An 11,994-nucleotide genomic window follows, 5' to 3' on the forward strand; every position below is an offset into this window, starting at 1 on the left:
TCCCGTAGCGCGGTCAGCCGCCGGCGCAGCACCGCCGGGCGGCGGCAGTCCGCCACCCGGGGTGCCTCGTCGGGGGGGGGGGGGGGGGGGGGCGCCCCCCCCCCCCCCCCCCCCCCCCCCCCCCCCCCCGAGCCCGCAGGAGCCGTGCCGGTCGGCTCCCCGGGCGATCTCCCGGGCGCGATTCGCGGCCCGGTGGTACGGGGTGGCGAGCAGCGCCTCCCCGTCCACTGTCAGACGGTCGAGCGCGTCGGGCACGCCGACCGACGCGAGGTGGTCGGCCTCGGCGGCCAGCGCCAGCGGGTCCACCACCACGTGCCGCGCCAGGTGTGTCCGTACGCCCGGACGGAACGTTCCGGCGCCGAGCTGCGCGAACGTGTGGTGCCTTCCGTCGCGCAGGACGACGTTGTGCGCCGCCTGCGCGCCCCCGTTGAACCGGATCACCGTGTGGACCTGCCGGGTGGCGCAGAGCAGGTCCACCACTGTGCCCTTGCCGGCGTCGCCGTAGCCGAGGTCGACCACCATCACGTGGTTCACAGCCGGGTGACCCCGCTTGCGCCGTCGGCCGGGCTGAACGGCAGCGTCGCCACCGCGCGCCGGTCGGAGCCGAGCCGGGCGAGCGCCTTCGAGACGGTACGGGTGGCGGTGGAGCCGGCCCGGTCCAGGTCGCGCAGCCCGGCGTCCAGGTCGATGGCCTGCTCGCCGAGGCCGACGGTGAGCGCGATCGTCTCGCAGACCGCGTCCAGGTCGTCCAGCTCGACGGCGTTCTGCCCGAGCAGGCCGCGCCAGAAGTCCAGCACCTTGCGGTTGCCCGCGTAGTGGCTGCCGGCGGGCAGCAGGTAGTAGGTGTCCCAGCGCGCGGTCACCTCGTCCACCATCTGCCGGACCGGTACGTCCTCGCGCAGGTCGTCGCCGATCAGCCGGCTCACCTCCGCGGTCTTCACCGCCGGGTACGCCAGTTCGTCGCCGATGATGAACAGGTAGCCGCGCCGGCCGCGCTTGTCCCAGCTGTCGGTGGCCGTGTGCCGGGCCATGAAGTACAGCGCCAGCTCGTAAGACTCCATCATCTGGCCGCCACCGCCGCCCTCCAGCACGATCCGGCCGAGGTCGTCGTCCATCCGGTTGTCGGACTCGAACTGCCCGACCTGCAACGGCACCCGGTCGCAGGTGGCGTCGCCGATCGCGCCGAACATGACCTGCGGGTCCTTCGCGTACCCCTGGCGCAGCAGCAGGCCGAGCAGCTGCGGCAGCTTGCTCTGCAGCACCCGGGGCACGTGCCCCATCGAGCCGGTGACGTCGAACAGCACGGCGATCGGCGTCGACTGCGGGTGCTCGGCGGAGTCGCGGCTCTCCCGCAGCGCGTCGCGCGGGTCGAGCGCCGGGTGCACCTTCCGTGCGCCGCTGTCGCTGTAGGAGAACGCGCTCTTGCCGGTGCGGCGCCGGTAACGGTCGGCGGCGTCGTACACGTCGGTGGACCAGATTCCACTGCCCATGGCAGCCTCCCTACGGGTTGAGGGTGAAGGGTCGGAAGGTGCGCGGCCCGTACAGCCGGTGCAGCACCTCGTCCAGTTCGCGCAGCAGCCGCCAGGCGTCGTCCGGCCGGGTGGCGAGCGCGGTGCCCTGGCAGCCGTCGGCGAAGGCGCGCAGCTCGCGGGGCGCGCGGTCACCCATCAGCCAGGTCATGCAGCGGGCGGCCATCGCGATGTCGGTGCCCGGGCCGCACTGCCGCTTGGCGGCGACCTCCGGCGGATACCAGTCCTCGTGGCCGGGCACCAGCGCCGGCACGAGCCCGCCCGGCTCGGCCGAGAAGCACCAGTCGACGAGCACCACGCCGTGCGCGTCCGGCTCGATCAGCACGTGCCGGGGCAGCACCGCGCCGTGCACGACGCCGGCCCGGTGGGCCAGGCCGAGCGCCACGAGCAGCCGCCGCCACATCCAGGCCGCGTCGCGCGGGTCCAGCCCGTCCGGGTACGCGCGGCGCACGTCGTCGAGGCTTCGCAGTCCGGGTACGGTCACCAGCTCGTTCACCTGCCGTTGCACGCCGGTCGACGGGTCGCGCGCCGGGTAGGAGTCGACGAGCCGGGGCACGTACGCGAGGTGCTTGGCGTCGCCGCGCTCGGCGATGCGGCGCAACGCGCGTGCCTCGCGGGCCATCAGGTCGTTGTCGCCGGGGTGCCGGGCCACTTTGAGCAGCCGTCCGTCGCCGTGGTCGTGCAGGTCGGCGACGTCGCCGACGTACATCGGGGCGGGGGTGCGCCACCGGGTGGTGACGGTGACGAGCGCTTCGGCGGCGGCGGCGCGTACCCCGGGGTCGGCCGCGCCCAGCCGGTCGGGGTGCAGCGCGCCGACCAGCTCGCGGTAGCGGCGGGCCGGCTCCTGCGTACCGAACAGGTCGGCGTCGGTACGCGCGGCGGTGACCAGCCGGATCGCCTCCTCGGTCCTCACCGCACCGTCTCCTCCCGGGCGGGGCGCAGCAGCGCCGGGTGCAGCAGCAGGGCGTCTCCGGCGCGGTAGAGCTTGGCCCGGGGGCCGCCGCGCGTGCCGCCGCGTTCGGTGCTGGCGCCGGTGCTCTCCACGAAGCCGGGCACCGAGAGCACCTTGCGGTGGAAGTTGCCGGCGTGCAGCGGGTGACCCCAGACCGTCTCGTAGACCTCCCGCAGCTCGGTGATCGTGAACTCGGGGGCGAGGAACCGGGTGGCCAGCGGCGTGTACTCCAGCTTGGAACGGGCGCGCTCCAGCCCGTCGGAGATGATCCGGCCGTGGTCGAAGGCGAGCTGCCGGCTGGTGAGCGCGGTGACCGGCAGCCAGATCGCCTCGTCGGCGTCGGTGTCGGCGACCGGGTCGGGCAGGTCGGGGGCGAACGCCAGGTGGGCGACCGAGACCACGCGCATGCGGGGGTCGCGGTCGGGGGCGCCGTAGCTGCCGAGCTGTTCCAGGTGCACCCGGCGCAGCCGCTCGCCGCCGAGGCCGGTCTCCTCGGCCAGCTCGCGCCGGGCGCCCGCGGCGAGGTCCTCGTCCGGCTGGACGAAGCCGCCGGGCAGCGCCCAGTGCCCCGCGTAGGGTGGCGCGCCGCGGCGGATCAGCAGCAGGTGCAGCGCGCCCTCGCGGATGGTCAGGGCGACCACGTCGACGGTGACCGCGACCGCCGGGTAGTCCCGGGGGTCGTACCCGGCGAGGAACTCCTGCTCGTTCACGGTCACTCACTCTCTCAGGTTGAGAACAACTCAATCTGAGAACAACTTAGCGCCGAAAAGAGGGGACGGCAAGTCCCCTCTTTCGCTCAGCGCACCGAACCGACCAGATGCGGCCTTCCGTCCCGGGCGCTGTGCAGCGCGAAGTCCCAGCCCGCGCCGGTCGCCGAGGCGCTGAACGCCACAGTCGACGGCAACGGCACCGGCAGCTTGAACGACACGTCCACCGTGTACGCCTCGGGCAGCCGGGGCTCCAACGCGGCCAGGCAGCGGGCCTTGCTCCACATGCCGTGCGCGATCGGGCGCGGGAAGCCGAACAGCCGCGCGCCCAGCTTCGAGGTGTGGATCGGGTTGTGGTCGCCGGAGACGCGCGCGTAGTCCGTACCGACCCGGGGCGTCACCCGCCACCGGGCCGAGGCGGCCGGCGGCGCCGGGCGGTCACCCCGGTCGCGCCGCGGGCCGCCGCCGGACGCGCGCTCCTTCCCGAGGTACGTGGACACGCCGCGCCACACCTCCTCGCCGCCGATCGAGCCGACCAGCACCACGTCGAGCTGGCGGCCCCGCTCGTGCGGGCGCAGGTTCTCCGCGTACGTGTGGAAGTCGACGCTCTCGCCGGCCTCGACCGGACGGTGCACGGTGATCCGGTTGGCCACGTGCACCACGCCGGTGAGCGGGATCGGGAAGCCAGGGCTCGTCATCAGCCGCAGCGACAGCGGGAACCCGAGCACGTGCAGGTACGTCGCCGGCAGCCGGTCGGTCAGGCGGAACCCGCACACCCGGTCGTAGTCCGCCAGATGCCGCTGATCCACAGCGACCCCCGAAACGCCCAGTTCAACAGAGGGCACGTCCGTCCCGCGCCGCCCCCCGACCCCCGGCACCACTCCCAGCAGCGCCCGCCGATACAGCGCCCCACTGGCAGGCAACCGCTCCAGCGCGACCCGCCGCCGCCCCTCCGGCCCCACCGCTTCACCCCGTCGATCATGAGGTTGGCTGCCCTGTGGATCTCCAGAAGTGCCGTCAACTTCATGATCGTCGGAGGAGGGGCGGGCCTGCGTGCGGGCTAGGGCGGCGGCTCGGGCGGCGGTCAGGTCTCGGGTGGGGCCCTCGATCAGGTCGTGCAGGGTCAGGTCGTCGTCCTCGTGGTCACGGGGTGCCATCACGCCCCCAGCAGGCTCTGGCCGCAGACCCGGACCACGTTGCCGCTCACCGCGCCGCTCGCCGGCCAGGAGAGCCACCCGATCGTCTCGGCCACGTCCACCGGCAGGCCGCCCTGGGCCATGCTGTTCATCCGCCGTCCCGCCTCGCGGATCGTCAGCGGGATGCGCGCGGTCAGCCGGGTCTCGATGAAGCCCGGCGCCACGGCGTTCAGGCTGATCCCGCGCTCGCGCAGCACCGGCGAGAGCGAGTCGACCAGGCCGATCACGCCGGCCTTGCTCGTCGCGTAGTTGGTCTGCCCCCGGTTGCCGGCGATCCCGGCGATCGACGAGACCGACACGATCCGGCCGCCGGCCGGGATCAGGTCGCGTTCCAGCAGCACGTCGTTGATGCGCTCCTGGCTGGACAGGTTCACGTCGATCACCGAGTCCCACCGGTCGGCGTCCATCCGGCCCAGCGTCTTGTCCCGGGTGATGCCCGCGTTGTGCACCACCACGTCGACCCGGCCGTGCCGGGACGCCAGGTGCTCCGCCAGCCGGGTCGGCGCATCCGGAGCGGTCAGGTCGAGCTGCACCGCGCTGCCGCCGATCTCGTTCGCGACGGCGGCCAGTTCGTCCCCGGCCGCCGGGATGTCCAGCGCCACCACCTGCGCGCCGTCGCGGGCCAGCACCTTCGCCAGCGCCGCGCCGATGCCCCGGGCCGCGCCGGTCACCAGCACCACCTGCCCGTCGAGCGGCCGGTCCCAGTCGGCCGGCGCGACGGCGGTGCCGGTGCCGACCCGGATCACCTGGCCCGAGACGTACGCGGACCGGCCGGAGAGCAGGAACCGCAGTGTGGACTCCAGGCTCACCGGGGTACCGGCGTCACCCTCGCGTGTCACGTAGACGAGCTGGGCGGTCACGCCCCGGCCGAACTCCTTGCCGATGCTGCGGGTCAGGCCCTCCAGCGCACGCTGGGCGGTAGCCTCCCGAGGGGAGCCGCACTCGGCCGGCGGGGTGCCAAGCACGATCACCCGGCCGCTCGGCACCAGCGAACGGGCCTGCGGGTGGAAGAAGTCGTAGAGCTGGCGCAGCCCGGTGGAGTCGGTGATGCCGCTGGCGTCGTACACCAGGGCCGCGAAGCGGCGGTCGGCGTCGTGGGCGGCGACCGGATCGGCCAGCTCGACCCCGGCGGCGGTCAGGATCTTGCCGGCCGGCTCGGCGATCCGGCCGCCGGCCGAGGAGCCGAGCAGGACCGGCCCGGGAACGAGCGGGTCGCCCGGCGTGTGCCGGCGCAGTCGGGGCGGGTCGGGCAGCCCGAGGCGCTTGACCAGCGCGCGACCGGCCCCCGTCTGGACGAAGCTCGCGTACCTGTCGGTCATAGGCGTAGCCTACTGGCGAGTAGGGTTCGGGCAACAGTTTCGAGGGAGGCCGATCGTGCAGAGTGTCCGGCGGGTCGCGGTCATCGGGGGCAACCGCATCCCCTTCGCCCGGTCCAACTCGCGCTACGCGCACGCGTCGAACGCGGACATGCTCGGTGCGGCGCTCGACGGGCTGGTCGCCCGGTTCGGGCTGGCCGGCGAGCGGGTCGGCGAGGTCGTGGCCGGCGCGGTGCTCAAGCACTCCCGCGACTTCAACCTCACCCGTGAGGTGGTGCTCGGCTCCCGGCTCGACCCGCACACCCCCGCGTACGACATCCAGCAGGCCTGCGGCACCGGGCTGGAGGCGGCCATCCTGGTCGCCAACAAGATCGCCCTCGGGCAGATCGAGGTCGGCATCGCCGGTGGCGTCGACACCACCTCGGACGCGCCGCTCGCCGTCAACGAGGACATGCGGCGCACGCTGATCCAGCTCAACTCGGCCCGTACGCTCGGCGAACGGCTCAAGATCGCGGCGAAGCTGCGCCCGCACCAGCCGTTCAAGCCGGAGATCCCGCGCAACGCCGAGCCGCGTACCGGACTGTCCATGGGTGAGCACGCGGCCCGCACGGCGCTGCGCTGGAACGTCGACCGGACCGCGCAGGACGAACTGGCGCTGCGTTCGCACCAGCGGCTCGCGGCCGCGTACGACAAGGGGTTCTTCGACGACCTGATGACCCCCTACCTGGGGCTGACCCGCGACCAGAACCTGCGCCCGGACACGAGCCTGGAGAAGCTCGGCTCGCTCAAGCCGGTCTTCGGCGCCTCCGGCGCGGACGCCGAGCGGGCCACCATGACCGCCGGCAACTCCTCGCCGCTCACCGACGGCGCATCGACGGTGCTGCTCGCGTCCGAGGAGTGGGCCAAGGCGCACAACCTGCCGGTGCTGGCCTGGTTCTCCTGGTCCGAGACCGCCGCCGTCGACTTCGTGCACGGCGACGAGGGCCTGTTGATGGCCCCCACGTACGCGGTGCCCCGGATGCTGGCCCGCGCCGGGCTGAGCCTCCAGGACTTCGACTTCTACGAGATCCACGAGGCGTTCGCCTCCCAGGTGCTGGCGACGCTGGCGGCCTGGGAGTCGCCGGAGTTCTGCAAGGAGCGCCTGGGCCTGGACGCCCCGCTCGGCTCGATCGATCGGGACAAGCTCAACGTCAACGGCTCGTCGCTGGCGGCCGGGCACCCCTTCGCCGCCACCGGCGGCCGGATCGTCGCCACGCTCGCCAAGCTGCTGGATCAGAAGGGGAGCGGGCGCGGCCTGATCTCCATCTGTGCGGCAGGCGGGCAGGGCGTGACAGCGATCCTGGAGCGCTGACGAGGACGCCCGCCCGGTTCTGCGCCGGGCGGGCAACCCGCGTGCCGGCTCGTTCCGTCCCCTGGGCATGAGGCGAGCAAGGGGTGGCACTTCGTGACCGGGCGCGACGAGGAGTTCCGCGACTACGTGACCGCCCGGCTGGAGCCGCTGCGCCAATGGTGGCCTACAGCGCACTTCTCAGGAGCAGTAACGCCGGTTCGTGCTAATTTTCCTGCGGGCGTCGTCATAGTCTCTGGCTCGCGTCTCATCCACAGCCCACTCATATGCTTTCGCATAGTAAGCGAGGGCCTCTTCTCTGCGTCCCTGCCCGCAGTAAATTAGCGCTGTTTCACCGTAGGCGCCGGATGCCGTCGCCCGTAGCCAAACCTTCTTCCTGTCGGATTCAAATCTGGCGGTCACGTACTTGAGCGCCTCCAGAGCGGCCTCGGCCTTGCTGCGGTCGCCCGACCTCAGCAGACATGCATACGTTCGACCAATACCAAATTTCGCTCTAGCGTCAACGTCTGGAACGCGAGACGTAGCCGCAGATCTATAGACGCCTTCATATTTGTCGAGTGCGGCGGCAAGGTGGGCTTTCGCTTGAGAGGTAAGCTTGCCTTCGCATCTGGGGCCGCCGGTGCTCCTAATTTTGGACAGGCCCGTTTGGTAGTCGATTTCAGCGAGTCCGAGAATAGCCCTTACGTAACCCCTGTCTGTTTTAAGGGCGGCTGTATAGGCGGCTGCTGCCCTCTCGGTTGATCCAGTGCCACCGAGGCGCCCCTCTGTGTTGCCCTTCAGGACTAGCGCCAATCGTTTTAGGTCATCGGAGATTCCGGGTGTTGCGAGGACTTTACTTAAGGTGTCTTTGGCGACACCGTAGTCCGAATTCGCGTACTCGGCGATCGCGCGGAGAAGGGTGATGTATGGAACTAAAAGCTCCCCTACAGATGCCTTCGCGATACTTGTTCTAATCTCTAGGGAATCGCCCACCAGGCCCGCATTGAATTTATAGTAACCCGCTAGCTCCTGCGCTTCGTTCCATCCACCCTGCGATCCAATGCTTGCCTCGATTTCCACTCTGACTCGTTGGCCGCTAGGCGTTAAAGTCAATGAGACCGCTAGCTCGGCATCAAGCTTTTTCTGCACCTCAGAGAGGTATGTCTCTCGTTCCTGATCTGATTGGATATTTCGGTTGCAAGTTTGACCGATGCCAACCTGTCCGGAGCGATCTTCGAAGCTGCTAGAAACCTGCTTGAAGAGGCTCTCATTGATATCACTGGCATTCTTCTTCTCCATGTCTGACCAGCGTTGCCCGTCCTCGCGCCGAACGCCTATATTTGCCACGGCAATGCCGTAGGGCTCGTTGATCTTTTGCTCTCGTTTGACCCAGCAGGGAAATACGGGTTTTGCGCCCTGCCAATCGGACAAGGTGCCTAGAGTTCCGCACAGAATGGTGATCAGGGATATGGATATTGACCAGCGCGTCGCGCTCTTATCACGCCACTTGGCGAACCTCTCATTAAGGTCGCTAGTCGTGAGCGCCAATCGAATGGGGGGCGATGGTTTCTCATCCGCATTTGCGCGCCCATTCTCGGCATCTTCGTCACGGGGGGTTGGCGACTCCACCGATGGGAGACCTCGAAGTTGAGCGATCGTGCCACGCGATAAGTCCGATTCGGCCGGACTGTCAGATGCTGCCCCCGTGCAAGTATCGGACCTTTCGGAAGTTGATATTGCGTCGGGGTCCTCGCTTGCCTTTGTCATGAACGCACCATAGGCGAAACGACGGCTATCTGACTCTCGGGCTTTCGGGTCATTGGCCCGTGCGATAACATCCGGTGTCGCGGATCCAGTGGACCTGGGGTGAACGCTTGGACACGAGGAAAAGGGTGCTTGTCGCCACGGCTCTTGTAGTAGCGCTGGGTTTGATCGCGACCCTGGCAACAACGGCGGATGAGAAGACGGACGGGGGAACTGCATCGAAAAGCACCGAACCCAAGATCAGCATTACGCCGTCTAGCTCAGTCGATACGGGTATGTCTTCTGCCTCGCAGTCGCCAGGTGGTGGAGCGCCGGTTCCCGAACCCCTGCCAAATCCCGGTCGATTTCCCGTCAAGCCAACATTGCGCCCCGGTTCAGGATCGTCTAGTGGAGATGGCGGCCGGAATCCACAGGGCTCGGCATTGCCGCTTCCCCCGATGCCCCCGCGCGGCCACATCCCGATTGGTGGTGTGTTGTCAAGGAGTGATCCTGTCCCGCCGGGCATCGCGTCGCAGCTTGAATATTTCCAAGGCGGCGGCGACGTTTGCGGTTTTGGCATCACCACCTTCTCGGTCGCAGTCAAGAACCGCCCCGACCTCGATTTTATGGCTGCCCCAGACGTGCTGGATGTGTGCGTCTACGGTTATGCCCCGGAAGGCGAGGTTACTCTCGAGATGCGCGACCCAGCGGGAAGGATCTTCGAGTCGCGTCAAATGAACCCTGGCGATCTTGACGCATTTAATGCCGTCCCGTTCAGGCGTGTTCGGTCAGATCCGATGGGCCTGTATACCGTTGCTGCTATTCAAAATGGAATCACAGTGTCTACTGCGATTGAAGTGCGTGCCGCGTCGAGCCCGCAGTTCATGGGTTACGTTAATGATGCTTATGGCTTGCCTGACTATGGTGCATTTATAGTGGCAAAGCCGGGTGACACAATTCGCCTGGCGGTAGGAGGGTACGCCCCCGGTTCAACGGTCGACATGCGCATCTACCACAACCCTCACCAGCGGCAGCGTGATGGAAAAACCGTAATGGACTACCTTACCTCCCACCCCGTCACGGTAGACTCAAATGGGGCCGGGATGTGGGTGCTCCAGACGGAACGCTCCGGTCCTAGCGAGCAGTGCTTCATGTTCTATAGCGAACTGGTGGCACGGCGCATGTACCCCGCTCCTGACTCACCTGAAGCGCCATCTATCATATGGAATGTGCAGCTTTGTCTTTTTCGCGATCCACTCCAAAGTGCTGACTTCAAGTGAACGGCGCCCATCATGCAGCCTCCACGCACCCGGTCCGCGCGGTGGTGACGCGCTTTCGAGGAGGGGCGGAATCGGTGCAGCCGAGGCGAGGCGGGCCGGACGTGCAAGATAATTGATGTGTCGACGGCCCTTGGATCTTGGGCGGATGTCGACAGGCTCTCTGGGTTCTTTGAGTCAGGTGACTCGCGGCGCCGCCGGTCTCCGGCGTCGATAGCTGCCGTACTAGTAACAGAGACCCCGTCGTAGAGGGCGCTCATTGTCCTAGGCGAATGCAGTGTCTGAGCAGAGTGATGACAGTCGAGGAGATGGTCGCGGTCGCGCTGGACCCGGAGATCCGGCTGGGCTGACGGTGTGTCCCGGTCCGGCCCGCCCACAGGCCGGACCGGGTACCGGCGTCGCCGGGCCCGGCCCGGGCGTCATGAAAGACTGAGGTACGTGACGACGATCCCGAACGTGCTCGCCAACCGGTACGCCTCGCCCGAACTTGTCGCCCTCTGGTCGCCGGAGGAGAAGGTCCGGATGGAGCGCCGGCTCTGGCTGGCGGTGCTCAAGGCCCAGCGTGACCTCGGCGTGCCGGTGCCGGACGGGGTCGTCGAGGCGTACGAGCGGGTGGTCGACGACGTCGACCTGGCCTCGATCGCGGCGCGCGAGCGGGTCACCCGGCACGACGTGAAGGCCCGGATCGAGGAGTTCAGCGCGCTCGCCGGGCACGAGCACGTGCACAAGGGGATGACCTCCCGCGACCTCACCGAGAACGTCGAGCAGCTCCAGATCCGTGCCTCGCTGGAGCTGATCCGGGACCGGGTGGTCGCCACGCTGGCCCGGCTGGGCCGGCACGCGGGCGAGTACTCGGCCCTGGTGATGACCGGCCGGTCGCACAACGTCGCCGCGCAGGCCACCACGCTGGGCAAGCGCTTCGCGTCGGCGGCGGAGGAACTGCTGATCGCGTACGAGCGGCTGGAGGACCTGATCGGCTGGTTCCCGCTGCGGGGGATCAAGGGGCCGGTGGGCACCGCCGCCGACCAGCTCGACCTGTTCGACGGCGACGCCGGCAAGGTGGCCGAGCTGGAGCGCCGGGTGGCCGAGCATCTGGGGTTCAGCCGAGTGCTGGACAGCGTCGGCCAGGTCTACCCGCGTTCGATCGACATGGCGGTCGTCGCCGCGCTGGCCCAGGTGGCCGCCGCGCCGTCCTCGCTGGCGACCACGATCCGGCTCATGGTGGGCCAGGAACTGGTCACCGAGGGCTTCAAGCCGGGCCAGGTCGGTTCCAGCGCGATGCCGCACAAGATGAACACGCGCTCGTCGGAGCGGGTGAACGGCTTCGCGGTGATCATCAGGGGTTACCTGTCGATGGTCGGCGAGCTGGCCGGTGACCAGTGGAACGAGGGTGACGTCTCCTGCTCGGTGGTGCGCCGGGTCGCGCTGCCGGATGCCTTCTTCGCCGCCGACGGGCTGTTCCAGACGTTCCTCACCGTGCTGGACGAGTTCGGCCCGTACCCGGCGGTGATCAACCGGGAGCTGGAGCGCTTCCTGCCGTTCCTCGCCACCACGAAGATCCTGGTGGCAGCAGTGCGCCGGGGTGTCGGCCGGGAGGTCGCGCACGAGGTGATCAAGGAGCACGCGGTCGCCGTGGCGCTGGCGATGCGGGAGAAGGGCGCGGCCGAGAACGACCTGTTCGACCGCCTCGCTGCGGACGGCCGGCTGGGCCTCACCCGGGCCGAGATCGACACCCTGGTCGCCGACCGCAACGCGTTCGTGGGCGCCGCCACCGACCAGGTCACTCGGGTGACCGCAAGAATCACCAAGGTGGTGGAATCCCACCCCGAGGCGGCGGCCTACTCCCCGCCCCCCATCCTCTGACAGTGATGATGTGGGAGCGGGTCACCCGGCCGGTCTGACTCACCCTCTGACTGACCGTGGTGTCTTCTAGGGGATTCGTCGGCT

General features: G+C 69.0%; 9 protein-coding genes and 1 pseudogene. 3 read left to right on the plus strand and 7 right to left on the minus strand.

Translation table 11 applies throughout. The annotated features are described in order from the left end of the window. From AC2CHG_RS25825 to AC2CHG_RS25850, 6 genes and pseudogenes are all read right to left on the minus strand, one after another. A pseudogene (locus AC2CHG_RS25825) lies at positions 1-534 on the minus strand (adenylosuccinate synthetase); the annotation flags it as partial. Further along, positions 531-1,490, minus strand: a complete 960-nt coding sequence (locus tag AC2CHG_RS25830; RefSeq protein ID WP_355514053.1) for a hypothetical protein — start codon at positions 1,488-1,490, stop codon at positions 531-533. The pseudogene AC2CHG_RS25825 and the gene AC2CHG_RS25830, both read right to left, overlap by 4 nt. Positions 1,491-1,500: 10 nt before the next feature. Beyond that, complete coding sequence (locus AC2CHG_RS25835) at positions 1,501-2,442, minus strand: BUD32 family EKC/KEOPS complex subunit (RefSeq protein ID WP_484525764.1); 942 nt, start codon at positions 2,440-2,442, stop codon at positions 1,501-1,503. Beyond that, positions 2,439-3,197: an NUDIX hydrolase gene (locus AC2CHG_RS25840; RefSeq protein ID WP_484525765.1), complete on the minus strand. Its 759-nt coding sequence runs from the start codon at positions 3,195-3,197 to the stop codon at positions 2,439-2,441. The genes AC2CHG_RS25835 and AC2CHG_RS25840 overlap by 4 nt, the downstream gene beginning before the upstream one ends. Before the next feature lie 80 nt (positions 3,198-3,277). After that, positions 3,278-4,345, minus strand: coding sequence for a MaoC/PaaZ C-terminal domain-containing protein (locus AC2CHG_RS25845; RefSeq protein WP_484525766.1), 1,068 nt, complete (start codon positions 4,343-4,345; stop codon positions 3,278-3,280). Then, the gene (locus AC2CHG_RS25850) at positions 4,345-5,703 is read right to left on the minus strand and encodes a 3-oxoacyl-ACP reductase (RefSeq protein WP_355514059.1); all 1,359 of its coding nucleotides are present in this window, start codon (positions 5,701-5,703) and stop codon (positions 4,345-4,347) included. Before AC2CHG_RS25850 ends, AC2CHG_RS25845 begins: the two co-directional genes overlap by 1 nt. A 55-nt stretch (positions 5,704-5,758) precedes the next feature. Between AC2CHG_RS25850 and AC2CHG_RS25855 the strand changes: the two genes are divergently transcribed. Then, positions 5,759-7,051 (plus strand): acetyl-CoA C-acetyltransferase, encoded by a 1,293-nt coding sequence (locus tag AC2CHG_RS25855; RefSeq protein WP_355514062.1) that lies wholly within the window; start codon positions 5,759-5,761, stop codon positions 7,049-7,051. Positions 7,052-7,228: 177 nt separating this feature from the next. Here AC2CHG_RS25855 and AC2CHG_RS25860 read toward each other — a convergent pair whose 3' ends face one another. Next, positions 7,229-8,656, minus strand: a complete 1,428-nt coding sequence (locus AC2CHG_RS25860) for a tetratricopeptide repeat protein (RefSeq protein ID WP_262012767.1) — start codon at positions 8,654-8,656, stop codon at positions 7,229-7,231. A gap of 263 nt (positions 8,657-8,919) precedes the next feature. Here AC2CHG_RS25860 and AC2CHG_RS25865 point away from each other — a divergent pair, with 263 nt between their 5' ends. Further along, positions 8,920-10,050: a hypothetical protein gene (locus tag AC2CHG_RS25865; RefSeq protein ID WP_262012766.1), complete on the plus strand. Its 1,131-nt coding sequence runs from the start codon at positions 8,920-8,922 to the stop codon at positions 10,048-10,050. Between the two features lie 435 nt (positions 10,051-10,485). Further along, positions 10,486-11,910, plus strand: a complete 1,425-nt coding sequence (gene purB, locus AC2CHG_RS25870) for an adenylosuccinate lyase (RefSeq protein ID WP_262012765.1) — start codon at positions 10,486-10,488, stop codon at positions 11,908-11,910. The last annotated feature ends 84 nt before the right edge of the window (positions 11,911-11,994 follow it).

Source organism: Micromonospora sp. ATLC20, assembly GCF_057196585.1.